Here is a 25,568-nt window from a genome sequence, read left to right as displayed (position 1 = left end):
GTCGCACGGAATACTACGGCCCATTGTCGCGGCCTTTGCAAGACTGCGGCACGACGCATCGACGTCACGCGTGTGCGGCCACTTGGCCGCATGCCATCAAAACCACATTGGAGACCAGGAGACGCCATGAATCGGGCTTCCAGTACCCTGCTCTGGATCGCGGTCGCGCTGCTCGGCGCGTTCTCGTTCGGAACGATCGCACTCGCGCACGGCGAGCGCGTGAGTGCCCTCTGGATCGTGATCGCCGCTGTCTGCGTGTATCTGATCGCGTATCGCTTCTACAGCCGTTTCATCGCCAGCAAGGTCATGCAGCTCGACGGGCTGCGGATGACGCCGGCGGTCAAGTACAACGACGGCCTCGACTACGTGCCGACCAACAAGTACGTGCTGTTCGGCCATCACTTCGCCGCGATCGCCGGCGCGGGGCCGCTCGTCGGGCCCGTGCTCGCCGCGCAGATGGGCTACACACCCGGCATGCTGTGGATCCTGGCCGGCGTCGTGTTCGCCGGCGCGGTGCAGGACTTCATCGTGCTGTTCATCTCGACGCGCCGCGACGGCCGCTCGCTCGGCGATCTCGTCAAGATGGAGCTCGGCACCGTGCCCGGCGTGATCGCGCTGTTCGGCGCGTTCCTGATCATGGTGATCATCCTCGCGGTGCTCGCGCTGATCGTTGTGAAGGCGCTGACCAATTCGCCGTGGGGCACGTTCACCGTCGCCGCGACGATTCCGATCGCGCTGTTCATGGGCGTCTATACGCGCTACATCCGTCCGGGCCGCATCGGCGAAGTGTCGATCATCGGCTTCGTGCTGCTGATGGCGTCGATCGCGTTCGGCCAGACCGTGCACGATTCGCCCGCGCTCGCTGCGTGGTTCACGTTCAGCGGCACGCAGCTCACGTGGATCCTGATCGGCTATGGCTTCGTCGCATCGGTGCTGCCGGTGTGGCTGCTGCTCGCGCCGCGCGACTACCTGTCGACGTTCCTGAAGATCGGCACGATCCTGGGCCTCGCGATCGGCATCCTGGTCGTCGCGCCGGAACTGAAGATGCCCGCGCTGACGAAGTTCGTCGACGGCACGGGCCCGGTGTGGTCGGGCAACCTGTTCCCGTTCCTGTTCATCACGATCGCGTGCGGCGCGGTGTCGGGCTTCCACGCGCTGATCTCGTCAGGCACGACGCCGAAGCTGATCGACAACGAAACCAACGCGCGCTTCATCGGTTACGGCGCGATGCTGATGGAATCGTTCGTCGCGATCATGGCGCTGGTCGCCGCGTGCGTGATCGAGCCGGGCATCTATTTCGCGATGAACGCGCCGGCCGCCGTGCTCGGCTCGACGCCGGAAGCCGTCGCGAACACCGTCACGCAGTGGGGCTTCGTGCTGACGCCCGACATGCTCACGCAGACCGCGAAGGCCGTCGGCGAAACGACGATCATCGCGCGCGCGGGCGGTGCGCCGACGCTGGCTGTCGGCATGGCGCACATCCTGCACCAGGTGATCGGCGGCGAAGCGATGATGGCGTTCTGGTATCACTTCGCGATCCTGTTCGAGGCGCTGTTCATCCTGACGGCCGTCGACGCCGGCACGCGCGCGGGCCGTTTCATGCTGCAGGATCTGCTCGGCACGTTCCACCCGGCGCTCAAGCGCACCGAGTCGCTGCCCGCGAACCTGGTCGCCACCGGGCTGTGCGTGGCCGCATGGGGCTACTTCCTGTACCAGGGCGTGGTCGATCCGCTCGGCGGCATCAACACGCTGTGGCCGCTGTTCGGCATCTCGAACCAGATGCTCGCCGCGATCGCGCTGGTGCTCGGCACCGTCGTGCTGTTCAAGATGAAGCGCGAGCGCTATGCATGGGTGACGATCGTGCCGACGGCATGGCTGCTGATCTGCACGCTGACGGCCGGCTGGCAGAAGATTTTCGACGCGAACCCGAAGGTCAGCTTCCTCGCGCACGCCGCGAAGCTGCAGGCCGCGGTGGACGAAGGCAAGGTGCTCGCGCCGGCCAAGTCGATCGCGCAGATGAAGCGGATCATCTTCAACGACTATATCGATGCGGCGCTGGCCGGGCTGTTCATCTTCGTCGTCATCTGCATCGCGGTGTACGGCGTGATCGCCGTGCTGCGCGCGCGCCGCGAGTCGAAGCCGACCGTGCGCGAGACGCCGTACGAAGCGATGCCGGCCGCGCAGGCGCTCGGCAGCGGACGTTAAGGGGAGGCCGCGATGTTCAGCGATCTTGGCAGCGACCTGCGCAGCGCGGGGCGTTACCTCGGGCAGGCGTTGCGGCTGATGGTCGGCCTGCCCGACTACGACACCTATGTCGCGCACATGCGCGAAACCCATCCGGACCGCGAGCCGATGACGTACGAGGAATTTTTCCGCGAGCGTCAGAATGCGCGGTACGGGTCGGGAGCAGGGAAGTGCTGCTGAACCGGGCCGGTGAAAGGGTTCTGTGATTTACAAGGAAGCGCCGCGATGGATTTCGCGGCGCTTTTTCTTTGGCGGGGCAGACGGCGCGCCTGTCGCGGATATCGCCGCGTCGTTTGCCGGCGCGCAGCACGGCAACGTCCGGCGGCCGGTATCATAGAACTCATTTTTCCCCGGTGAACCCGCAGGAGAACACGTCGTGCATGTCGGTGAGCGTTTCAACAGCATTTCCCATCTCGTCGGCGCGGTGCTGTCGGTGGCGGGCCTCGTGGCGCTCGTGACGATGGGCGCGCTCGAAGGCGACCCGTACAAGGTGGTGAGCTTCAGCGTGTACGGCGCGATGCTGATCCTGCTCTATGCGATCTCGACGCTGTACCACAGCGTGCGCAACCCGCGCCTGAAAGCGATCCTGCAGAAATGCGACCATTCGGCGATCTACCTGCTGATCGCCGGCAGCTACACGCCGTTTACGCTGGTCACGTTGCGCGGCCCGTGGGGCTGGTCGCTGTTCGGTGTGAGCTGGGGGCTCGCCGTGCTGGGCATCGTGCAGGAACTGACGCTCGGGCGGCGCACGCGCATGCTGTCGATGATCCTGTACGTGCTGATGGGCTGGCTCGCGCTCGTCGCGGTGCGCCCGCTGATCCATGCGCTGCCGCCGGTGGGCACCGCGTGGCTCGTGGCCGGCGGCGTGATCTACAGCGCCGGGATTTACTTCTTCATCAACGACGAACGCATCCGTCACGGGCACGGTATCTGGCACCTGTTCGTGCTGGCCGGCAGCCTGTGCCAGTTCGTCAGTGTCGCGATGTATGTGGCGTGAGCGGAATGCGCTGTCGGCGCGCGGCGGTCATGGCCGCGGCCCGCTCGCCGGTGGCCGTCAGGCGCGGTCGGGCGCCAGCATCGCGGCTTGCAGCGCGAGAAAGCCGACCCATCCCCAGTACACGCGATGATGCGCGATCAGCCCGTCGCGCAGATCCATCACCTCGACGAGATCGACCTGGTCGCCTTCCGGCGTTTCGCGCGGATATTCCCATGTGAGCTGGCGGCCGTTCGAGAAGAACGACCCGGTCCGGTACCAGCGTCCGAGCCTGTTGCCCGGATTGCGCAGGCCGGCCGCGAAGAACTCGCCGATCGCGGCCTTGCCGTGCAGCACGCCCGAGCCGTGGTCGGGCAGCGTGACGACGGCGAGCGGTGTTTCGAGCACCGCGTCGTCCGCGTACAGCGACATCAGCGCATCGAGATCGCGAGCGACGACGGCGGCGTGCCAGCCTGCATGGATGCGCCGGGCATCGGCGTCGGCGTGTGTCATGGCGGGTTCCCTGAAGTGTCGATAACGGAACCCACTGTATGGGCGCGACGCCGCGAGACGTTTCACGTCGGCCCGAAACGTGGATGCGGCCCTGGTTGAAGGCGGCCGCGCGTCAGACCTTATCCGGCCAGCGCGTCGAGATTCAGCACATAGGATTTGCCGATCCACACCGCGCAATCGCGATGGTCGCGCAGGTCGTCGCCGGTATTCGGATGCAGGAAGATATCGAGCGCGCCGTGGTTCAGCACGAGCCACGGCACGATGTCGTCGAATCGCGCGGCGTCGAACGCGATCTGGTACGACCATGCCGGATGCGGGCCGACGAGGCGTTCGTGAAAGCGGCCGAGTTCGATGACCGCGCCGAACCGTTCGTCGACGACCTGGCGAAACGCCCAGGCCGCGTCGCGGCTGGCCGCATCGAAATAGACGTGCGCGTGCCAACTGTCGATGGCGGTGGTGTCGAGGGCAGCCATGGAAGGACTCGATAAAAATGGGAATGCATGAAGCGCCGTGCGAAACGGCCGATGCGTGATTATCGCGCGTCCTTGCCGTATGCGTCGTGTCACGGTCCGGCAATCCGAAGCCGATGATTTGTCCTGTATCAGAAGAACCGTTTGATCCGACGAAACCGGGCTTGTGGTATCGGCATGCGCGATATCACGCCGGAAGCCGCGCCGGCACGTGCGCTGGCCGGGGTGGCACCGGCAACACGTCATTTCGGAAATTGAAAAAGCGGTGCGAGCGTGCTTTGAGGCAACCGGAAAAATGCAATCAGGCAGTTGAATGAAATAAAGAAATTCCGTTTCGGCGGGATGGGGGAATGACGCAGATCGCACGCCGAATGCAAGGCTGAAAATATCAATTGCGAAATCGGCTATTCAAGCGGAATGCGGCGCGACATACGATGGTTTCAACGCATCGACGATCGCGATCGATGCGGGGACAACCATCTGGAGGCCACCATGCGATCCCTCGTTCCCGTTGCTGTTCTTTCCTGCGCACTCGTTGCGCTGCCCGCCGTCAGTTTTGCGCAGTCGGCCGGCTCCGACTGGCAGTCGAATGCCGCGCGGCTGAGCTGGTCGGCGGCGCGCGCCGAAACCGACGCGCAACTGATGCAGATGACCCGTGCCGGCTATCGCGCGACGACGGCCGGCAACCAGAACTATCCGCTCGCGATGCAGCGTGCGCTCGAACGTGTCCGCAATCCGGTGCCCGACCGGTCGCGCGAAGAGCGGGCCGCGATGGAAGCGCGCGCCGCGCGCGACGTGCAGGGCGGCCATCCGGTCAAGGCGTTCTTCGTGAAGACCGCGTACTACCTGAAAGGCGAGAACACGTTCTGATGCGGCAGACGAGCATGGCTTGCCAGCTTCGATCCGCCAACGTCGCGCGCGCGTCGGCACCGAGCCGGTTGCCGGATGCGCGAGCGACGCCGCGACGCAACGACGGGCACGGCGCGCGGCGCCGTGCGAAGGACAACCGCACTGCGGGGCGCGGCACGACCGCGTGTCGCGCCGCGTGGCCGGATTTCGCGTCGAGCGATGCTGCCGAGGGCGAGCGCGAATCATGAAGGCCGGCCGGAAGAACCGTCGCCGCGTGCCGCTGACCCGCGAATGGCTGCTGCCGCTGCCGCCCGCGCATGCACGCGACATCTCGCTGAAATGCCACATGGCGCTCGTCGCGCTGCGCGGCGAGCATGGCAACGAGGCGCTGCTGATGCGGTTGCGCACGAGCGTCTATCTGGTGTTCCTGGCGATCGACGATGCGGTGTGCGGGGGCGCGGACATCGACCTGTGCGTCGACGCGGAGCGTGCGCTCGATGCGGGCGTGGCGCGCGCGGCGCAAAGCGGCGCATGGGCGCTGCGCGACGACGAATGCGCAGTGCTCGAGCGCGTGCTTGCGGCGCACGATACCTGCGTTGCGACGCTTACGCGGCATCGGCTTGCCGAGCTGTGGCGTCATGTCTGCGTGTTCGCGACGAGCGGCCAGCCGGCGCTCGTCGCGAGCGCGGCGGAGAAGATGCGTATGAACGCGGCCGCATCGCTGGTTGCGTAGTGCCGCGCGCCGGTTTTGCAGGGAGGATGGAGGAGACAGGGCCGGCCGCACCGGCGCGGCCGATGCAATCGCGCGACGTCGGCGATTGCGCGGTCGCCGCGACAACGTGGTGCGGGCACAATCCAGCGGCCCAAAACAAAAGCGCCACGGAGCGAACTCCGTGGCGCTTCATTCATGCCCGCCGGCGCGGAGGCACGGCCGCCGCGCGGCGAAATGCGCTTAAGCTTAAGCCGCCGTTGCCGGCTTCGCCGGCTTCTGCAGCTTGCCCTTGCCGGCGCGCTGGATTTCCTCGAGCTTGATCTCGACGTGGCGCGAGAACACGTACTCGGCCGGGCGCTGCTTCGCGATCGAGATGTCCGGTGCGAACGGGCCGTCGGTCTTGATGCCCTTCGTGCTCACGCGCAGCGCCTTCAGCGGGTGCGCGATCGTGTCCATCACGGCCGTTGCCTCGAAGCCGCAGTGGACCATGCAGTCAGCGCACTTCTCGTAGTTGCCGACGCCGTAGTTGTCCCACTCGGTCGTTTCCATCAGTTCCTTGAAGGTCTTCACGTAACCTTCGCCGACCAGGTAGCACGGCTTCTGCCAGCCGAACACCGTACGCGCCGGGTTGCCCCACGGCGTGCACTTGTACGTCTGGTTGCCGGCCAGGAAGTCGAGGAACAGCGACGACTGGCTGAACGACCAGCGCTTGCCGCCTTCGCCGCGCTTCAGGATTTCGCGGAACAGGTTCTTCGTCTTGTCGCGGTTCAGGAAGTGCTGCTGATCCGGCGCGCGCTCGTACGCGTAGCCCGGCGACACCGTGATGCCGTCGACGCCGATCGGCCCCAGCGTGTCGAAGAACTTCGCCACGCGCTCGGGCACCGCATCGTTGAACAGCGTGCAGTTGATGTTCACGCGGAAGCCGCGGCGCTTCGCTTCCTTGATCGCCGCGACGGCCTTGTCGTACACGCCTTCCTGCGACACCGAGTGATCGTGCGCCTGCTGGTCGCCGTCGAGGTGGACCGACCAGACGAAATACGGGCTCGGCGCGTAGTCGTCCATCTTCTTTTCCATCAGCAGCGCGTTCGTGCACAGGTACACGAATTTCTTGCGCTTCATGATGCCCTTGACGATTTCCGGCATCTCCTTGTGGAGCAGCGGTTCGCCGCCGGCGATCGACACGACGGGCGCGCCGCACTCGTCGACGGCCTGCAGGCATTCCTCGACGGACAGGCGCTGGTTCAGGATCGGGTCCGGATAATCGATCTTGCCGCAGCCGTTGCACGCGAGGTTGCAGCGGAACAGCGGCTCGAGCATCAGCGCGAGCGGATAGCGTTTGTTGCCGGACAGGTGCTGGCGCACGATATACGCGCCGACACGGACTTGCTGGAGCAGCGGAATAGACAAGGGATGTCCTCCTTAAACTTCGCGGGCGACAGCTTGCGTGAGCTTCGCCGGCAGCTTGAATTCGACTTTTTCCTCACGGCCCGCCATCGTCGCGACATCGACGGGCCCCAGCGCGCGCAGCGCGCCGATTACATCCTCGACCATCTCTTCGGGCGCCGACGCGCCGGCGGTCAGGCCGACCGTCTGCACGCCCGCAAACCATTCGGCTTTCACTTCCGAGCCGTCGGCGACGAGATAGCTCGGCACACCGCTTTCGGTGCCGATCTCGCGCAGGCGGTTCGAGTTCGAGCTGTTCGTCGCGCCGACGACGAGCAGCACGTCAACCTGTTCGCTCAGCTCGCGCACGGCGGCCTGGCGATTCTGTGTGGCATAGCAGATGTCGCGCGTGTCCGGGCCGACCAGGTCGGTGAACCGGCGCTGCAGCGCTTCGATGATGCCGCGCGTATCGTCGACCGACAGCGTGGTCTGCGTGATGTACGCGACCGGCGTATCGACGGGCAGCGTCAGCGTCGCGACTTCGGCTTCGCTCTGCACGAGGATCACCTCGGCCGGAATCTGGCCGATCGTACCCTCGACTTCCGGGTGGCCCGCGTGGCCGATCAGGATCAGCCGGCGGCCCGCCGCGACATACTGGCGGCCCTGCACGTGCACCTTCGTGACGAGCGGGCAGGTCGCGTCGAGCACGTCGAGCCCGCGCGTTTCCGCGTCGCGCTCGACCGTCTGGGCGACACCGTGCGCGCTGAAGATCGCGACAGCGCCGTGCGGCACCTCGTCGAGTTCCTCAACGAATCGTGCCCCTTTATTACGCAGGTTTTCGACGACATGCCGGTTATGAACGATCTCATGACGCACATAAACCGGCGCGCCGTGCTGTTGCAGCGCGCGATCGACGATCTCGATCGCACGGACAACCCCCGCACAAAAGCCGCGGGGCTGGGCAAGGATGACTCGCATAAGTGAGCGAACTCCGACGACAGACGCCGGGGTTCGAAGAGCTGGCACCAACTCGATCGCCCCGGCTTGAAGTTATGAAGGCAGGAACGAACCGGCCAGACCAGGCCCCGGAACCCCGAATTAATCGCGCATTTTAACCCTATCGGGCAGTCCTTGCTCTGGTGCCGTATCTTCCGTGTTGCAATTGCGTGAGAGCCGCGTCGGCGCTGGCGCGCGCGGAACCCAGTAAACTACGCGGTTTCGCGGGCGGCCGCTCCGGCTGCCCGGCGTCGCGCTCATTTCAAGGCCATTCGATGACCGTCGATTCTTACGCGTATTGCCCGGCCGCCCGAGCGGTTTCGGGCGTTTTGTTCCTGACCCCCATTCAAAACGCCGGCGTCCGGCCGGAGGCGCGCCGATGATGCTGGTGATCGCTTTCCTGGTGTCCGGCCTGTCGCTGATGATCTGGATCGTGCTGCTCGTCGCGCGCGGCGGCTTCTGGCGCGCGGTGCCGGCGCGGCCGCTGCCGCCCGACGCGCGCGGTGCGGCGGCCGACGCGGGCTGGCCGGCCGTCGTCGCGGTCGTGCCGGCGCGCAACGAGGCCGACGTGATCGCCCGCGCGGCGACTTCGCTGCTCGAGCAGGATTATCCGGGCGACTTTCATCTGATCATTGTCGACGACCACAGCGACGACGGCACCGCCGACGCGGCCCGTGCTGCGGCGCTCGCGATCAACCGCGCCGACCGGCTGACGGTGCTGGCCGCGAAGCCGCTGCCGGGCGGCTGGTCGGGCAAGGTGTGGGCGCAGTCGCAGGGGATCGCCGCGGTGCAGACGCTCGGCCTGCCGGCCGACTACCTACTGCTGACGGATGCCGACATCGGCCACCCGTCCGATGCCGTCGCGCAGCTCGTCACGCGCGCGCAGGCCGAGCACCGCGATCTCGTGTCGCTGATGGTGCGGCTGCGCTGCGATTCGTTCTGGGAAAAGGCGCTGATCCCGGCGTTCGTGTTCTTCTTCGCGAAGCTCTACCCGTTCTCGTGGATCAACAACCCGCGCAACCGGACGGCCGGCGCCGCGGGCGGCTGCATGCTCGTGAAGCGCACGGCGCTTGAGGAAGCGGGCGGCATCGAGTCGATCCGCGGTGCGCTGATCGACGACTGCAGCCTCGCCGCGCAGATCAAGCATCGCGGCAGCGGCCGCCATCCGATCCGGCTCGACCTGGCCGACCGCAGCGTGTCGCTGCGCCCGTACGACAGCTGGCGCGACATCTGGAACATGATCGCGCGCACCGCGTTCACGCAGCTGCACTATTCGCCGCTGCTGCTGGCCGGCACGCTGCTCGGGATGGCGATCATCTACCTCGTGCCGCCCGTCGCGGCGCTCGCGTACGGCGCGCGCGCGTGGCCGGCGTGGCTCGCGTGGGCGTCGATGTGCGCCGCGTATGCGCCGATGCTGCGCTACTACCGGCGCTCGCCGCTGTGGGCGCCCGCGCTGCCGCTCGTCGCGCTGTTCTACGTCGGCGCGACGTTCGCGTCCGCGTGGCGCTACTGGCGCGGCAAGGGCGGCCAGTGGAAGGCGCGCGTGCAGGCGCCGGTGGAGCGCTGAGCGTTTCGCGCGCCGTTGGCGCGCGTCCCGGGACGCTGCCGTTCCGGCAGCCGGAAAGCAAACAGCCCGATCGGTGGAAACCGGTCGGGCTGTGTCGTTTTCGGCGGTGCTGCCTGCCGGTGCTTACCGCTGGGTCAGCATCATGTACATCTGGATCACCACGTCGGGCGAGAACGTGAACGGCACCCAGCCGAAGCCGGTGTGGCGGGCGACCAGCAGGCGGTCGCCGTTCGACTGCTTCTGCACGGCCATCATCGGGTTCTTCGTCGACACGAAACGCCAGCCGGGCGGGATGCCCTGCGGCGGTTCCGGCTGCATCGACGCGCGCGCATGCGCCAGTTCCTCGATCAGCTGGCCGAGCTGGTCCGGATTCAGCGTGATCGATTCGCCGTTGATGGTCAGCGCGATCTCGTTCTGCGACGGCCGCGCCACGTGCAGCGTCGCCTTGTCGGCCGGGGCGGCGGCGGCTTCGGTTTCGGCTTCGGCTTGCGCCGGCGCGACGATCGCGGTTCCGGCGTCGGCTGTCGTATCGGCCGCAGCCGGCGCGGATGCGTTCACAGCCGGTTCCGCCGCCGGCGTGTCCGCCGGTGCCGGTTCGACGGTTTCGGCGGCAACGGCCGGGGCGGCAACCGCGTTCGTCGCGGCTTCGTTGACGACGGCCTCGACCAGCGCTTCGGCGTCGGCGACGGCCTTCGCGTGGTGCTGTGCGGCGGCTTCGGCTTGCGCGATCGCTTCGGCATGGCGCTGCGTGAGGGCTTCGGCCTGCGCGGTGGCGTCGGCGTGGCGTTGCGCGGCGGCTTCGGCCTGCGCGATCGCTTCGGCGTGACGCTGCGTGACGGCTTCGGCCTCGGCGGTCGCATCGGCATGACGCTGCGCGGCGGCCTGCGTTTCGGCGATCGCTTCCGCGTGACGCTGCGCGAGCGCTTCGGCCTCGGCGATCGCGGCTGTATGGCGCTGCGTGGCTGCTTCGGCTTCGGCGGTCGCTTGCGCGTGACGCTTCGCGGCGGCCTCGGCTTCGGCGGCCGCTGCCGCATGGCGCTGCGCGGCCGCATCGGCTTCGGTCGCAGCGGCGTCATGGCGTTGCGCGGCGGCCTCGGCTTCGGCGATCGCGGCTGCGTGTCGTTGCGATGCGGCTTCGGCATCCGCATGACGTTGCGCGAGTGCTTCGGTCCGTGCGGTGGCTTCCGTATGGCGCAGCACGGCGGCCTCGGCTTGCGCGGCGGCATCCGTATGACGGTGGGCGGCGGCTTCGGCGGCGGCGGTGGCTTCCGCGTGGCGCTGCTGCGCGGCTTCGGCCTCGGCGGCTGCCGCCGTGTGGCGCTGCGCTGCGGCCTGCGCTTCGGCTTCCGCGGCGGCGTGACGTTGCGCCGCGGCCTGGGCTTCCGCTGCTGCGGCGCGCGCGAAGGCTTCCGCGCTGCGGGCCGCCTGCTGCGCGGCGTGGTGATCGTGGAGGAGCTGATCGACGCCCGCGTTGAGCGAATCGATCTGATCGTTCAGGTTCATGCGTGTCTTCTCTGCGTAAGACCCGCGATTTTAACCGCTGCGCCGGTGCCGGTCCGCGCGCGACGTGTAACAAAGTGCGCAAGGCGGCGCGCCGCGCGCCGCTTTGTGTTATTTCAGGTACCCCGCCGAGCCGAACCAGTCGAGCGCATCGCGCAGCCCTTCGCGGTACGGGCGCGCACGGTAGCCGAGCTCGCGCTCGGCCTTCGCGGACGTGAAATACATCTTGTTCTTCGACATCCGCAGCCCGTCCACGGTGACGAACGGCTCTTTCTTCGTGAACTTCGCGACCGCTTCGGCACCGACCGCGAGCGGGTACAGCGGCCAGCGCGGCAGCGCGATCGTCGGCGCCTTGCGGCCCGTCATCTGCGCGATGTCGGCCAGCATCTGCTGCAGCGGCAGGTTCTCGCCGCCGAGGATGTAGCGCTCGCCGATCCGGCCGCGCTCGAGCGCGAGGAAGTGACCGTGCGCGACGTCGTCGACGTGCACGAGGTTCAGCCCCGTGTCGACGAACGCGGGAATCTTGCCGAGCGCGGCTTCGACGATGATGCGGCCGGTCGGCGTCGGCTTCACGTCGCGCGGGCCGATCGGCGTCGACGGGTTGACAATCACGGCCGGCAGCCCTTCGTCGGCGATCATCCGCTCGACCGCGCGTTCCGCGAGCACCTTGCTGCGCTTGTAGACGCCGATCGCCTGCTCGGGCGTGAGCGGCCGGTTTTCGTCGGACGGGTCGCCCGCGCTCGTGACCTTCAGCGTCGCGACGCTGCTCGTATAGACGATCCGCTCGACGCCTTCGGCGCGTGCCGCGCGCATCGTCGCGACCGCGCCTTCGAGGTTCGCGCGCTCGATCTCGTCGGGATCGGGCGCCCACAGCCGGTAGTCGGCCGCCACGTGCAGCAGGTAGCGCACGCCGCGCAGCGCGGCGCGCATCGACGCCTCGTCGCGCATGTCGCCGGTGACGATCTCGGCGTCGAGATCCGCGACGTTCGTGCGCGGGCTGGTCGGGCGCACGAGCACGCGCACCGCAAAGCCTTTCTGCTGCGCGATGCGCGCGACGGCCGAGCCGACGAAACCGGACGCGCCGGTGACGAGAACGAGATCGCGGGAGGTATCAGTCATGCGTTTCCTTCAGGGCCGCGCGCGAGCGGCGCGGCGGTTGAGCGTCGGCGAGATTGTACGTGGTCGGCGCGTGCGGCGACGCAACGCCGGCGCCCCGGCGGGCCGTGCTTGCGTGGCGGCGTGCGGCCGGTCCGCCGCACGCGTGTGCGAAGCGGCCGACCCGACTACAATGCCGGGCTTGAATGCAACGGGAGGGCGACGCGATGAGCCGCAATGAACTGGACGAACGGATCGAGACCTACTACGTGCGGGTGCGCGGCGTCGTGCAGGGCGTCGGCTTCCGTCATGCGACGGTGCGCGAGGCGCATGCGCTGAAGCTGCGCGGCTGGGTCGCGAATCTCGAGGACGGCAGCGTCGAGGCGATGATCCAGGGCCCCGGCGCGCAGATCGACCGGATGCTCGCGTGGCTGCGCCACGGGCCGCCGGCCGCGCGCGTGACCGAGGTGACGTTCGAGGAACGCCGGACCGAAAGGCGCTTCGAGCGTTTCCAGCAGCAGTAACAGGCGCACGACAACCATGACGGGGTATCCGGAAGCCGGGCGCGGCCTCATGCTGTCGGTGATGGCATCGACGCTGTTCGCGCTGATGTCGGTTTACGCGAAGCTGCTCGCGCCGCTCACCGGGCTCGACATCTTCGCGTGGCGCGTACTGTGGACCGCGCCGGGCGCGCTCGCGCTGATCGCGTTGCGCGACCGCTGGCCCGCGCTCGTCGACCTCGCGCGGCGCAGCGTGCGCGACTGGCGTCTGCTGATCGCGCTGCCCGCGAGCGCGGCGCTGCTCGGCCTGCAGTTGTGGCTGTTCCTGTGGGCGCCGCTGCACGGCCGCATGCTCGAGGTGTCGCTCGGCTATTTCCTGCTGCCGCTGACGATGGTGCTCGTCGGCCGCTTCTACTATCACGAACGCCTCGACCCGCTGCAATGGGCGGCGGTCGCGTGCGCCGCGCTCGGCGTCGTGCACGAAGTGTGGGCGACGCGCGCGTTCGCGTGGCCGACGCTCGTCGTCGCGCTCGGCTATCCGCCGTATTTCGTGCTGCGCCGCCGGATCAACGCGGATTCGCTGGCCGCGTTCGCGATCGAGATCGTGCTGCTGTGCCCGTTCGCGTTTGCGATGGTCGCGGCGAGCACGACGCGCGTCGCGAGCAATCCGGTGCTGTGGGCCGCGCTGTTGCCGGGGCTCGGCGTGCTCAGCACGCTCGCGCTCGCGAGCTACCTGAAGGCGAGCCGGATGCTGCCGATGGCGCTGTTCGGGATTCTCGGCTACGTCGAGCCCGTGCTGCTCGTCGCGGTGTCGCTGCTGCTGCTCGGCGAGACGCTGAGCGTCGCGAAGCTCGCGACATACGGGCCGATCTGGGTCGCCGTCGCGCTGACCGCATGGCACAGCGCAATGCTGATGCGGCGCTTGCCCGCGCGCGGATAAGTTTCGATCTCGATCGCGGTGCGGCGGCCGCGCGGGACGTGCCGCGCATCGTGTATCGCTCGACGATCGAACAGCGGTCGAACCGTGATCGAACACATCGATACTGACCGCAAACTGGCGACGCGCTGGCGTGAATCTGGCGGCGCTGCCCGCTTCATGTCGCCGGTCTCACGCTTGTAATCGAACAGAAGATTCGGTTGCATTTTGTTACTTAGGGTCTCCCCGGATCGGCCATTAGACTGGCCTGACCGACTTCCCTTCGTATGCAGCTTTCCAATGAACGGTCATCTCCGTGCCTGGCCGGCTGGTTTGGCGCGATGCGGGCATACGCGCATCGCCGCTGATCGCGCTCGCCTTCTCATTCCCGATCCATTCCCCGGCGCCTGTCGCGCCGCCGTTGCGCAGGTGCGCTCATGTCGTTGAGCATGCCGTCGTCCGTCGCGGTCCAGCCGTCGCACAGCGGCCGCCTGATCGAAGTCGATTTCTTCCGTGGGCTCGTGCTGTTGATGATCGTCGTCGATCACATCGGCGCGAGCGTGCTGTCGCGCATGACGCTGCACGCGTTCGCGCTGTGCGACGCGGCCGAGGTGTTCGTCTTTCTCGGCGGCTTCGCGACCGCGAGCGCGTACGGCGCGATCGCCGAACGGCAGGGCGCGCGCGCCGCGCAGCGCCGGTTCGTGCGCCGCGCGATGCAGATCTACCGCGCGTTTCTCGCGACATCGACGCTGATGCTCGTCGTGTCGGCCGTGCTCGATCACTACGGGATCGATGCGCCGAACCTCGCGCTCGACGACGTCAGCGTGATGCTTGCTTCGCCGCTCACGGGCCTCGCCGAATTGCTGACGTTCCAGCGCCAGCCGTATCTCGCGTCGGTACTGCCGATGTACGTGCTGTTCGCGCTCGCGTCGCCGGTGCTCGTGCCGTTCGCGCGCCGCCATCCGTGGCTGCTGGTCGCGCTCGGCGTCGCGTCGTGGCTGGCGGCGGGCTGGCTCGGCCCCGAGCTGCTGGACACCGACGGCTTTCGCTGGAGCTTCAACCCGTTTGCATGGCAACTGATGTTCGTCGCCGGCGTGCTCGCGCGCTGCCAGCCGTTCTACCGGCGCATCGCGCTCGGGCGGTGGGGCGCCGCGGCGACCGGCGTCGCGTGCGCGGTCGTGCTCGGCTGTGCGAGCTACAAGCTGTTCTCCGGGCTGCCGTTGCCCGAAGGCGTGCTCAAGCGCGATCTCGCGCTGCCGCGCGTCGTGAGCTTCGCGGCCGTCGCGTGGCTGATGGCCGATTGCGTGCGCTACGGCTGGATTGCGCGGATCGCGCAGGGCGTGCGGCCCGTCGTCGCGATCGGCCAGCGCGGGCTGATCTGCTTCGTCGCGGGCGCGGCGATTTCGCTCGTCATCGATTCGCTGCTGCACCCGGTCGCGCACGGCGCCGATCTGCGGCACGTCGGCGTGGGCCTCGTGGCCGACGCATGCGCGCTCGGGCTGATGATGGCCGTGGCCGGTTCGGGAACGTGGATCGCGCGGTGGCGCAGTGCGGCCGCGTGAGCGGCGCGGGAAGAGGCGCGTGCGGCACGCAACGTGCCGCGCGGCGTCAGTGAGGTGAGCCGATACGGGAGCGGGGAACGGCGGTTGCGTCGTCGGATTCGGCGTCGTCTCGGTCGTCCGGCGCCGGGTCGTCGCGCTCCGCGAGTACCGCGTCGGCTTCGGCCGCGGCGCGGGCGGCGCGAATCGCGGTGCAGCGCTGAGCGTGCCGGATGTCCGACAGTATCCTCAGCAGCCTCGTGGTCTTGCTTTTCATGATCTTCTCCCGCCAGTGCGCATCGCGACGGATCGGATGCGTTTCCACCAGTGTAGGACGCGATCGCGCAACCGGCAGGGGAATGTGGCGTGCATGCCGCACGCCAAGGGATAGTACTTACTGGGCCGCGGTGACGGCCTGCGCCTGCAGCGCTTCCTCGCGCCGCTCTTCCGCGCAGCGCTGATGCTGGCGCGACAGGCGGTTCATCAGCGGCAGCAGCAGCAGCGCGAGCAGCATGCCGATCGCGGCGAGCCAGCCGAGCTTCTCGAACAGCGACAGGTAGAGCGGCAGCGATTCGGTGGCCGGCAGCTCGTGCGACGGCATCTGCGCGAAGTTCGCGACGACGCTGCCGAGATACTGCGACACGCCCGTCGCGACGAAATACGCACCCATCATGAAGCCGCTCATGCGCGCCGGCACATAGCGGGCGATCATAGCGAGGCCGAGGCCGCTCACCAGCAGTTCGCCGAGCGAGTAAAGGCCGTAGCCCCACACCATGAACCACGACGACACGCGGCCGTCGACCGCGTAGCGGCCGCTGATCGTGAACACCAGGTAGCCCGCGGCGACCGCGCCGAAGCCGAGCGCGTACTTCGCGGCGACCGGCAGGTCGCGGCCGCCCTTCGCGACGGCGTTGTAGACCCACACGAGCACCGGGCTCAGCAGCATGATCCAGATCGGGTTCAGCGCCTGGAACTGCGCGGCGCTCCACGTGAACAGCGTCGTGCCGAACAGGATGAAGCGCGGATCGACGTTGCGCAGCGCGAACAGCGTCAGCGACGTCGACATCTGCACGTAGAAGATGAAGAACAGGATCACCTGGCCGATCAGCACGAGCGCCGCGATCAGGCCCGCGCGTTCCGAGCGCTCCGACTTCGCGATCATGTACGCGAAGATCGCGAGGATCGCGAACGCTGCCGTCCACACGCTGGCGACCGCGAGCTGCTTGTGCTGCAGCACGTACAGCGTGATCAGCGCGAGCGCGACGCCGCCTGCCGCGACCGCGCCGAGGCGCTTCCAGCGGATCGGCTGTTCGTCCGGCTGCGAGCCGACATGCGCGAGCGTGCGGTGCATCAGCATGAAGTTGAGGATCGCGAGCAGCATGCCGCCGCAGCAGACCGCGAACGCGGCGTGCCAGCCCCAGTGATCCTTGATCCACGGCGTCGCGAGCATCGACACCGTCGAGCCGATGTTGACCGCCATGTAGTAGATCGTGAACGCGCTGTCGATGCGCGCATCGTCGCCTTCATAGATGCGGCGCACGAGGTTCGCTGCGTTGGCCTTGAACAGGCCGTTGCCGACGACGATCACGCCGAGCGACGCGTACATGTACGTCAGGTGATCGTTCGGTACCGCGAGCATCAGGTAGCCGGCGCACAGCACGGCCGCGCCGATGATCATCGTGCGGCGGGCGCCGAGCACCTTGTCGCCGATCCAGCCGCCGATCGACGGTGCCGCATAGACGAGCGCGGTGAACGCACCCCAGGTCAGGTTCGCATGGCTGTCGGTGAAACCGAGCCGGTCGACCATGAAGAGGACCAGGAGCGCGGCCATGCCGTAGTAGCCGAAGCGCTCCCACATTTCGATGAGGAAGACCGTCGTGAACGATCGGGTTTGTGAAACAGGTGAATGCATCATCAATCTCGGTTGAAACGGACGGCACGGATCACGCGTCGTCTTGGGTCTAACTGGCGCCTGTGCACAATGGGCCGGGTAGGCTTGGCATCGGCGATGGAACAGTCGGGCGGTTAGCCCGGGCCGGGAGCGAACACCGCCCGATGAGGCGGGGAGCGACCCCGACCGGCGCGCGGATGGTAACGTTCGCCGGTCCGGTGCGTCCGGTATGCGCCACTTAGGGAAACTCCCGATATGGCAGCAACTTTCAGGAAGATTCGTCTCATCATCTATTTGTAAACTTCTGGGCGGGCCCTCCGAAGATTCCCGGAGAGCCGCTTGCAGCTTGCCTGTGAAGCCGGCGAGTCTGGCAAGATAGCGCGTCGTTTCGCTTGCTTCGTGCCCTGTTTAGCGCACCGGGCTCAACGCCGAAGGCGTGTGCGAACCTGAAGACTAAGCTATATCGATCTAACTTAGTTATTTTCCATCAAACATTTTTTGACGATCACTTTTCGGCCTGCTATGGTTCCCCCCACTGAAAACTCGCGGTCAGCAGACGCTGCCGCCGTACTGGGCAGCAAGATTCGCGCGTTGCGCCAACGACTCAAGCGCACGCTCGACGACACCGCTACCGCCGCGGGGATTTCGAAGCCGTTTCTGTCTCAAGTCGAGCGCGGGCTCGCGTCGCCGTCACTGACGTCGCTGGCCGGTATCGCGCACGCGCTCGGTGTGACGGTGCAGTACTTCGTGGATACGCCGAGCGAGGAACGCTCGGTCTGCCGAGGCGAGCAGTTGCGCTTCTTCGGGTTTGCCGATTCGGCGAACCTGTTCGCGCGGCTGACGAACGTATCCGAAGGGCGACAGCTCGAGGCGATCCTCGTGAGGTTGCCGCCGGGGCAGAAGCGGTCGGAAGTGACGACACATGCAGGAGAAGAGTTCCTGTATGTGATTGAAGGGGAAGTGTCTCTGACGCTGGAAGGCAAGACGTTCGTCCTGCAGGCCGGCGACAGTTCGCACTATCAGTCGACGGTCCCGCACAGCTGGGTCAACACCGCGAAGATCGAGTCGGTGGTGGTCTGGGTCGGTACGCCGAGGCTGTTCTAACGCACAGGTATTCCTTCGTTTCCAAGACGGGATGCCTGTCGAAAGAAACGTAAGGAATACTAAGATGAAATACGGGAATCACGGGCCTCCTCGATCGCTGCACCCGTCAGCGTCTCACGCGTAATCCGCGGCATTCGCCGCGCGACGCTCACCGAACCCACTTTCTCAAGACTGCCACGATGAAATCCTTGCATGCCATGTCGGCCGTGCTGGCCGCGCTCGCCCTGACGACGCCCGTCGCCCACGCCGTTACCGTTCCGTCGAACGTCGCGCTCGCTCCTCAGCAGGACCTGACGCGACAGGTGCCTGCCGAGGTCGAGTCGCTCGACCCCGCGCACATCGAATCGTGGACCGGCAACACGATCGGCCTCGACCTGTTCGAAGGGCTCGCCCGCATCGATGCGGCCGGCCAGGTCGTGCCGGGCGTCGCGCTGTCGTGGGAGCGCAAGACGCCGCAGACGTGGATCTTCAAGCTTCGCCACGACGCGAAGTGGAGCAACGGCCAACCGGTGACGGCCGCCGATTTCGTCTATGCGTGGCAGCGCCTCGTCGATCCTAAGACGGGCTCGAAATACACGATCCTCGTCGAGTTCGTGAAGAACTCGAAGGACATCATCGCCGGCAAGGCCGCGCCGTCGACGCTCGGCGTGCGCGCCGTCGACCCGTACACGCTCGAGGTGACGACCGACGTGCCCGTCGCGTTCTTCCCGGAGCTGACCGCGATGGTGCCGCTCGCGCCGGTGAACAAGGACACGGTGACGAAGCTCGGCGACGCGTGGACGCGCCCGGGCAACATCGTCAGCAACGGCCCGTTCCAGCTGGTCGACTGGCAGCCGAACAACCGCATCGTGATCTCGAAGGACGCGAAATACTGGAACGCGCCGAAGGTCGTGATCAACAAGGTCACGTACCTGCCGATCGAGAGCGACGAGACCGCGATGCGCATGTACCAGGCCGGCCAGATCGACTACAGCTACTCGATTCCGTCGGGGATCTTCCAGCAGGTCAGCAAGCAGTTCGGCGGCGAACTGCGTCAGGGCCTGCAACTCGCGACGTACTACTACTACCTGAACAACAGCGATCCGGCGCTGAAGGACAAGCGCGTGCGCCAGGCGCTGTCGATGGTGCTCGATCGCGAGGTGCTGACCTCGAAGCTCACGCAAGCCGGCGAGAAGCCGATGTACGGGCTGATGCCGAACGGCACGAAGGGCGTGCAGCCGTTCACGCCGGACTGGGCGTCGTGGCCGATGGCCAAGCGCGTCGAGACGGCGAAGAACCTGCTGAAGCAGGCCGGCTACTCGGATGCGAAGCCGCTGTCGTTCACGCTGACCTACAACACCAACGACCTGCACAAGAAGGTCGCGCTGTTCGCCGCGTCGGAATGGCGCACGAAGCTCGGCATCAACACCAAGCTCGAGAACGTCGAGTTCAAGGTGCTGATGAAGGAGCGGCATGACGGCAAGGTGCAGATCGCGCGCGACGGCTGGTTCGCCGACTACAACGACGCGATGACGTTCTTCGACCTGCTGCGTTGCGGCAGCGCGCAGAACACCGTCGGCTACTGCAACAAGCAGGCCGACGCACTCGTCGACGAAGGCAACCAGAAGCTCGACGACAAGGCGCGTGCCGCGCTGCTCACGCAGGCACACGACCTCGCGCTGAACGACACGCCGATGGTGCCGCTGTTCCAGTACTCGGCCGACCGTCTCGTGAAGCCCTATGTGGGCGGGTACTCGCTGAAGAACGTGATCGACATGCGTGCTTCGCAGGACATGTACCTGATCAAGCACTGAGCGGAGCGATCATGCTGGCCTACGCTTTGAGGCGCACGTTGTGGGCGGTGCCGACGATCCTCGCGGTCGTCACCGTCTGCTACCTGCTGCTGCACTTCACGCCCGGCGGCCCGTTCGATACGGAGAAGCAGCTTTCCGCGGCAACGCTCGCGAACCTGAACGCGAAGTACCACCTCGACCAGCCGCTGTGGAAGCAGTACCTGCTGTATCTCGACGCGCTGCTGCACGGCGATCTCGGTCCGTCGTTTCGCTATGTCGACTGGTCCGTGAACGATCTCGTGCGCAAGGCGCTGCCGGTGAGTCTCGGCGTAGGCGGCGTGTCGATCCCGATCTCGATCGGGCTCGGCGTGCTGCTCGGCACCGTCGCGGCCGTGCGCCGCGACAGCTTCATCGACCGCATCGTGATGCTGATCGGCAACATCGGCAACGTCGTGCCGCCGTTCGTGCTCGGCCCGGTGCTCGTGTGGATCTTCGCGATCCTGCTGAAAACCTCGGCCGGCAACGGCTGGCTGCCGGCGGGCGGCTGGGGTGACGGCGGCTGGCAGTACCGGCTGCTGCCGATCGTGCTGCTGACCTTCATCAACATGTCGCTGCTCGCGCGGGTGATGCGCGGCTCGATGATCGAGACGCTGTCGAGCAACTACATCCGCACCGCGCGCGCGAAAGGCCTGCCGGGCTCGACGATCGTGCTGCGCCACGCGCTGAAGCCCGCGCTGATGCCGGTCGTTTCGCTGTTCGGCACGGTCTGCATCTCGTCGATCACGGCAGCCGTCGTCACCGAATCGGTGTTCGCGCTGCCTGGGCTCGGGCAGCTCGTCGTGAACGGCGCGATCAACCGCGACTACACGCTCGTGCTCGGCCTCGTCGTGCTGACGACCGTCTGCGCGGTGCTGTTCAACCTGCTGGTCGACCTCGCGTACGCGTGGCTCGATCCGCGCATCCGTTATTGAGCGAGGCACTGCGATGACTCCGACTACTCCCGTCGTCGGCCTGCCCGTGCAGACCGACTCGCCGCCGCGTTCGCGCTCGCCGCTCGCGCTTGCGATGGCGCGTTTCCTTCACAACCGCGCGGCCGTGTTCAGCCTCGTGCTGCTCGCACTGATCACGATCACGTGCTTCGTCGGCCCGTGGGTGCTCGCGGCCGATCCCGCCGCAAGCGACTGGGGCTCGATCAGTCTCCCGCCGACGTGGACGAACCAGCACTGGTTCGGCACCGACGAGCTCGGCCGCGACCTGCTCGTGCGCACGCTGATCGGCGGCCGCGTGTCGATCGAGGTCGGCCTGCTCGGCACGCTGGTGTCGGGCCTGTTCGGCGTCGCGTGGGGCGCGACCGCGGGCTTCGCGGGCGGCCGCGTCGACTCCGTGATGATGCGCATCGTCGACATGATGTACGCAATCCCGTACCTGCTGATCGCAATCCTGATGATGACCCTGTTCGGCCGCTCGTTCATGCTGGTCGTGCTGACCATCAGCGCGTTCTCGTGGATCGACATGGCGCGTGTCGTGCGCGGCCAGACGCTGTCGCTGCGCAGCCGCGAATTCGTCGACGCGGCACGCGCGATCGGCGTGACGCCGGCGTCGATCGTGCTGCGCCACGTCGTGCCGAACCTGCTTGGCGTCGTCGTTGTGTATGCAACTGTTTCGGTGCCGAACATCGTGCTGACCGAATCGGTGCTGTCGTTCCTCGGCCTCGGCGTGCAGGAACCGATGACGAGCTGGGGCGTGCTGATCCAGGACGGCGCGCAGAAACTGGAATCGATGCCGTGGCTGCTGCTGGCCCCGGCCGTCATGCTGTGCGTGACGCTCTACTGCGTGAACTTCGTTGGCGACGGCCTGCGTGACGCGCTCGACCCGAAGGATCGCTGAGATGGGTGCACTACTCGAAGTCGACAACCTCGGCGTGCGCTTCACGCGCAAGGACGCGCCGCCGATCGACGCCGTGAGCGGCGTGTCGTTCTCGCTCGAAGCCGGCAAGACGCTCGGCATCGTCGGCGAATCGGGCTCCGGCAAGAGCCAGACCGTGATGGCGCTGCTCGGCCTGCTGGCCGGCAACGGCACGACGACCGGCACCGCGCGCTACCGCGGCGACAACCTGCTCGAGATGGATACGCGCGCGCTGAACGCGGTGCGCGGCGACCGGATCGCGATGATCTTCCAGGATCCGATGACGTCGCTCAATCCGTTCCTGACGATCGAGCGGCAGATGACCGAGACGCTGCAGCTGCATCGCAAGCTGTCGCGCAAGGAAGCGACCAAGCGCGCGATCGAGGCGCTCGAATCGGTGCGCATTCCCGACGCGGCGCGCCGCATCCGCATGTATCCGCACGAATTCTCGGGCGGCATGCGCCAGCGCGTGATGATCGCGATGGCGCTGCTGTCCGAGCCGGAAATCCTGATCGCCGACGAGCCGACCACAGCGCTCGACGTGACCGTGCAGGCGCAGATCATCGACCTGCTGCGCGAGCTGAACCGCGAGCGCGGCACCGCGATCGTGCTGATCACGCACGATATGGGCGTGGTCGCCGGCCTCGCGGACGACGTGATGGTCATGTATGCGGGCCGCACCGTCGAATACGCGCCGGCCGATTCGATCTTCGCGACGCCGTCGCATCCTTACACGATCGGCCTGCTCAACGCGCTGCCGCGCCTGACCGATGCGGACGATGCGCCGCTCGTCGCGATTCCCGGCAACCCGCCGATGCCCGGCACCGCGCCGGCCGGCTGCGCGTTCGCGAAGCGCTGCACGTATGCGGAAGAACGCTGCGGCGTCGCGCGCCCCGCGCTCGAAACTTATGGCGCCGTGGGCGCGGTGCGCGCATGCCACCGCCCGGTGGCCGATCTGGCGGGAGGTCTGCGATGAGCGTCAATGAAAGCCGCGATGCCGGCGCGACGGACGACACGCTGCTGTCCGTCGACGATCTGAAGGTGCATTTCCGCGTGCCGCTCGGCGGCTATCCGTGGTCGCCGAAGGGCACGCTGCGCGCGGTCGACGGCGTGTCGTTCGACGTGAAGCGCGGCGAGACGGTCGGGCTCGTCGGCGAATCGGGCTGCGGGAAGTCGACGCTCGCGCGCGCGCTGATCGGCCTCGTGCCGATGACGGCCGGCACCGTGAAATGGCGCGGCGAAGCCGTCGTGCCCGATCACCTGCGCGGCAACGCGATGCGGCGCGAAGTGCAGATGATCTTCCAGGATCCGCTCGCGTCGCTCGATCCGCGCATGACGATCGAGCAGGTCGTCGCCGAGCCGCTCGTCACGCACCACGCCGGCCTCGGCCGCACCGAGGTGCGCCGCCGTGTGGTCACGATGCTCGAACGCGTCGGCCTGAACGCGCATCACCTGCTGCGTTATCCGCACGAATTCTCCGGCGGGCAGTGCCAGCGGGTCGGCATCGCACGCGCGCTGATCGGCGAGCCGAAGCTCGTGATCTGCGACGAACCCGTGTCGGCGCTCGACGTGTCGATCCAGGCGCAGATCGTAAATCTGCTGCGCGACCTGCAGCGGGAATTGTCGTTGTCCTATCTGTTCGTTGCACACGATCTCGCCGTGGTGAAGGCGATCAGCCAGCGTGTGCTCGTGATGTATCTCGGCCGCGTGATGGAGTTCGGCACGCGGCATGACGTGTACGGCGTGCCGCAGCACCCGTACACGAAGGCGCTGCTCGATGCGGCGCCGACGCCGGAGCCGGCGCGCGAGCGTGCTCGCCGTCCGATGCTGCTAGCGGGCGAGATGCCCTCGCCGCTCAACCCGCCGTCGGGCTGCGCGTTCCGCACGCGCTGCCCGGTCGCGATCGACGCGTGCGCGCAGGACGTGCCGCTGCCGGAAGTACGGCAGGGGTCGGCGGCGCGTGTCGCGTGCATCCGCGCGGGCGCGGCGTGATTTGAAGCAACGCAACAAATAAAACCAGGCAGGTCAACAGGGGTAGGTACGGCGCGAACGATCTTCGCGCCGCGGGTACAGGCGCGTCCTTAGCCGGGCACGCCGGGGGGCCGGGAGCGGATCGCAACCGGCGTGGACGATATCAACACAAGACGAGAATCACGATGAAAAAGCAGAAGACGATCGGGACGGCATCGAAGATGCTGCTTGCATGGGGACTGCCGGCACTCGCCGGCGTCTCGCTGACGGGCGTCGCGCACGCCGACGACGCAGCCCCCGCGCCGCTGACGGTCGCGCAGGCCGCGCCGGCCGCCGGCACGGGCACGGCCGTTGCGCAGGCAACGACCCCGAACGCCGTCATCAACGCCGAGGCGACCCAGGCCGTCACGCCGCCCGACGAACCGTCGGCCCAGTCGAAGTCGAAGGGCTTCATCGCCGACAGCCATCTCGACTTCCTGTTCCGCAACTATGCGGACGTGCTCGACAACAAGGGCGGCCCGCATCGCCACGCGTGGGTCCAGGGCGCGATGGCGAACTTCGAGTCGGGTTATACGACGGGCCTGATCGGTATCGGCTTCGACGCGTCGCTGTATGCGGCACTGAAGCTCGACGGCGGCCAGGGCGCCGGCAGCATGGTGCACATCGCGAAGGGCGGCGGCGGCGGCAACCAGCTCGCGTGGGCCTACCCCGGCATCTACGACATCAAGGCGCGCATCTCGAACACGGTGGTCAAGTACGGTCTGCAGGCCGTCGACAACCCGTTCATGGAGCAGCACGACAACCGTGCGCTGCCGCCGACGTTCCTCGGTGCGACGATCGTCAGCAATGAATTCAAGAACGTGATGCTCGAGGCCGGCAGCTTCACGAAGACCGACGCGCGCGGTCATACGACGCTCACCAACCTGACGACGCAATACGGCGGCACGCGCATCAATCGCCTGTCGTATGTCGGCGGCACGTGGGATTACTCGCCGAACGGCGAAGTCGCGCTGTATGCGAACCAGGCCGACGACGTGTGGCACCAGTACTACGCGTCGGTGAAGCACAGCATCGGCAGCCCGCAGACGATCAAGTGGACGGGCTTCGGCAACGTCTATTCGACGCACGACACGGGCGATGCGCGGCAGGGCAAGATCGACAACAACGCATACAGCCTGTCGGTGGCCGCGCAGCACGGCCCGCACGAGCTGCTGCTCGGCTTCCAGCAGGTGCTCGGCGACCAGTTCTTCGATTACCTGAACGAAACGAATGGCATCTTCCTGACCAACTCGATGGACGTCGACTACAACGCGCCGCACGAAAAGTCGCTGCAGCTGCGTTACACGTTCTACGGCAAGGAAGCGGGCCTGCCGGGCTTCAAGGCAATGGTCTGGGGCGTGACGGGCTGGGGTGCGGACGGCAGCGCGGGCGCGGCGAACGACCCGACCAAGTCGAGCATCTACTGGAGCAACGGCGCGCCGGTGCAAGGCCGTCACCACGAGTTCGGCTTCATCCCGTCGTACACGTTCCAGAGCGGCAAGCTGAAGGACACGAAGGTCACGTTCATCGCGATGTGGCACAACGGCTCGGCACACTACTCGGATGCGACCAACACCGAGTATCGTCTGGTCGTGAACCTGCCGCTGCACGCGTTCTGATCGAAGGGGGG

At 67.0% G+C, this 25,568-nt stretch carries 24 protein-coding genes; 16 read left to right on the top strand and 8 right to left on the bottom strand.

The features are described 5' to 3' along the window. Positions 1-126 precede the first annotated feature (126 nt). The 3 genes from BT264_RS20215 (at position 127) to BT264_RS20205 (ending at position 3,241) form a co-directional block, all read left to right on the top strand. Positions 127-2,205, top strand: coding sequence for a carbon starvation CstA family protein (locus tag BT264_RS20215; RefSeq protein WP_072440015.1), 2,079 nt, complete (start codon positions 127-129; stop codon positions 2,203-2,205). Positions 2,206-2,217: 12 nt separating this feature from the next. Continuing rightward, complete coding sequence (locus BT264_RS20210) at positions 2,218-2,424, top strand: YbdD/YjiX family protein (protein ID WP_006480280.1); 207 nt, start codon at positions 2,218-2,220, stop codon at positions 2,422-2,424. 196 nt (positions 2,425-2,620) lie between these two features. After that, positions 2,621-3,241, top strand: coding sequence for a PAQR family membrane homeostasis protein TrhA (locus BT264_RS20205; protein ID WP_047902192.1), 621 nt, complete (start codon positions 2,621-2,623; stop codon positions 3,239-3,241). 57 nt (positions 3,242-3,298) lie between these two features. On the opposite strand, the gene BT264_RS20200 is transcribed toward BT264_RS20205, so the two are convergent. Both BT264_RS20200 and BT264_RS20195 read right to left on the bottom strand, forming a co-directional pair. Beyond that, positions 3,299-3,730, bottom strand: a complete 432-nt coding sequence (locus BT264_RS20200; protein WP_072440017.1) for a nuclear transport factor 2 family protein — start codon at positions 3,728-3,730, stop codon at positions 3,299-3,301. A 119-nt stretch (positions 3,731-3,849) separates the two neighbouring features. Continuing rightward, positions 3,850-4,203, bottom strand: a complete 354-nt coding sequence (locus tag BT264_RS20195) for a DOPA 4,5-dioxygenase family protein (RefSeq protein WP_072440019.1) — start codon at positions 4,201-4,203, stop codon at positions 3,850-3,852. 489 nt (positions 4,204-4,692) lie between these two features. Here BT264_RS20195 and BT264_RS20190 point away from each other — a divergent pair, with 489 nt between their 5' ends. Then, positions 4,693-5,070 (top strand): hypothetical protein, encoded by a 378-nt coding sequence (locus BT264_RS20190; RefSeq protein WP_072440285.1) that lies wholly within the window; start codon positions 4,693-4,695, stop codon positions 5,068-5,070. Between the two features lie 223 nt (positions 5,071-5,293). Next, positions 5,294-5,782 (top strand): hypothetical protein, encoded by a 489-nt coding sequence (locus tag BT264_RS20180; RefSeq protein WP_072440021.1) that lies wholly within the window; start codon positions 5,294-5,296, stop codon positions 5,780-5,782. A 225-nt stretch (positions 5,783-6,007) separates the two neighbouring features. On the opposite strand, the gene hpnH is transcribed toward BT264_RS20180, so the two are convergent. Then, positions 6,008-7,168 carry an adenosyl-hopene transferase HpnH gene (gene hpnH, locus BT264_RS20175; RefSeq protein WP_034181593.1) on the bottom strand — a complete coding sequence of 387 codons (1,161 nt, stop codon included), beginning with the start codon at positions 7,166-7,168 and terminating at the stop codon, positions 6,008-6,010. Positions 7,169-7,180: 12 nt separating this feature from the next. Next, positions 7,181-8,122, bottom strand: coding sequence for a 4-hydroxy-3-methylbut-2-enyl diphosphate reductase (gene ispH, locus BT264_RS20170; protein ID WP_034181594.1), 942 nt, complete (start codon positions 8,120-8,122; stop codon positions 7,181-7,183). Positions 8,123-8,519: 397 nt separating this feature from the next. Between ispH and BT264_RS20160 the strand changes: the two genes are divergently transcribed. Continuing rightward, positions 8,520-9,707, top strand: a complete 1,188-nt coding sequence (locus tag BT264_RS20160) for a glycosyltransferase (protein WP_072440024.1) — start codon at positions 8,520-8,522, stop codon at positions 9,705-9,707. Between the two features lie 123 nt (positions 9,708-9,830). Here BT264_RS20160 and BT264_RS20155 read toward each other — a convergent pair whose 3' ends face one another. Beyond that, entirely contained in the window at positions 9,831-11,210 is a 1,380-nt protein-coding gene (locus BT264_RS20155) for a phage tail protein (RefSeq protein WP_072440026.1), read from the bottom strand. Positions 11,211-11,318: 108 nt separating this feature from the next. Beyond that, positions 11,319-12,326 (bottom strand): hopanoid-associated sugar epimerase, encoded by a 1,008-nt coding sequence (gene hpnA, locus BT264_RS20150; protein WP_072440028.1) that lies wholly within the window; start codon positions 12,324-12,326, stop codon positions 11,319-11,321. A gap of 203 nt (positions 12,327-12,529) precedes the next feature. Between hpnA and BT264_RS20140 the strand changes: the two genes are divergently transcribed. From BT264_RS20140 to BT264_RS20130, 3 genes are all read left to right on the top strand, one after another. Further along, positions 12,530-12,826 (top strand): acylphosphatase, encoded by a 297-nt coding sequence (locus tag BT264_RS20140; RefSeq protein WP_034187849.1) that lies wholly within the window; start codon positions 12,530-12,532, stop codon positions 12,824-12,826. Positions 12,827-12,842: 16 nt separating this feature from the next. Further along, entirely contained in the window at positions 12,843-13,742 is a 900-nt protein-coding gene (gene rarD / locus BT264_RS20135) for an EamA family transporter RarD (protein ID WP_072440030.1), read from the top strand. A gap of 413 nt (positions 13,743-14,155) precedes the next feature. Continuing rightward, positions 14,156-15,280: an OpgC domain-containing protein gene (locus BT264_RS20130; protein ID WP_072440032.1), complete on the top strand. Its 1,125-nt coding sequence runs from the start codon at positions 14,156-14,158 to the stop codon at positions 15,278-15,280. Between the two features lie 46 nt (positions 15,281-15,326). On the opposite strand, the gene BT264_RS20125 is transcribed toward BT264_RS20130, so the two are convergent. Next, positions 15,327-15,533, bottom strand: coding sequence for a hypothetical protein (locus tag BT264_RS20125; protein ID WP_072440289.1), 207 nt, complete (start codon positions 15,531-15,533; stop codon positions 15,327-15,329). Positions 15,534-15,650: 117 nt separating this feature from the next. Then, positions 15,651-17,171, bottom strand: coding sequence for a peptide MFS transporter (locus BT264_RS20120; RefSeq protein ID WP_072440034.1), 1,521 nt, complete (start codon positions 17,169-17,171; stop codon positions 15,651-15,653). A gap of 498 nt (positions 17,172-17,669) precedes the next feature. Between BT264_RS20120 and BT264_RS20110 the strand changes: the two genes are divergently transcribed. The 7 genes from BT264_RS20110 to BT264_RS20080 all read left to right on the top strand — a co-directional run bounded on the left by BT264_RS20110 (position 17,670) and on the right by BT264_RS20080 (position 25,557). After that, a complete protein-coding gene (locus tag BT264_RS20110; protein WP_034181602.1) occupies positions 17,670-18,251 on the top strand; it encodes a cupin domain-containing protein in 582 nt (193 codons plus the stop codon). Positions 18,252-18,430: 179 nt separating this feature from the next. Beyond that, complete coding sequence (locus tag BT264_RS20105) at positions 18,431-20,044, top strand: peptide ABC transporter substrate-binding protein (RefSeq protein WP_072440036.1); 1,614 nt, start codon at positions 18,431-18,433, stop codon at positions 20,042-20,044. Between the two features lie 11 nt (positions 20,045-20,055). After that, positions 20,056-20,994, top strand: coding sequence for an ABC transporter permease subunit (locus BT264_RS20100; protein ID WP_047902206.1), 939 nt, complete (start codon positions 20,056-20,058; stop codon positions 20,992-20,994). A gap of 13 nt (positions 20,995-21,007) precedes the next feature. Then, entirely contained in the window at positions 21,008-21,910 is a 903-nt protein-coding gene (locus tag BT264_RS20095; RefSeq protein WP_072440038.1) for an ABC transporter permease, read from the top strand. Between the two features lies 1 nt (position 21,911). Continuing rightward, positions 21,912-22,904, top strand: a complete 993-nt coding sequence (locus BT264_RS20090) for an ABC transporter ATP-binding protein (RefSeq protein WP_072440040.1) — start codon at positions 21,912-21,914, stop codon at positions 22,902-22,904. Continuing rightward, positions 22,901-23,920 carry an ABC transporter ATP-binding protein gene (locus BT264_RS20085; protein ID WP_072440042.1) on the top strand — a complete coding sequence of 340 codons (1,020 nt, stop codon included), beginning with the start codon at positions 22,901-22,903 and terminating at the stop codon, positions 23,918-23,920. Before BT264_RS20090 ends, BT264_RS20085 begins: the two co-directional genes overlap by 4 nt. A gap of 164 nt (positions 23,921-24,084) precedes the next feature. Further along, positions 24,085-25,557, top strand: a complete 1,473-nt coding sequence (locus tag BT264_RS20080; protein WP_072440044.1) for an OprD family porin — start codon at positions 24,085-24,087, stop codon at positions 25,555-25,557. The last annotated feature ends 11 nt before the right edge of the window (positions 25,558-25,568 follow it).

Origin of the sequence: Burkholderia sp. NFPP32 (assembly GCF_900119325.1) — a bacterium.
Taxonomy (GTDB): Bacteria; Pseudomonadota; Gammaproteobacteria; order Burkholderiales; family Burkholderiaceae; genus Burkholderia; species Burkholderia pyrrocinia_C.
This window is presented reverse-complemented; position numbering and strand designations above follow the sequence as displayed.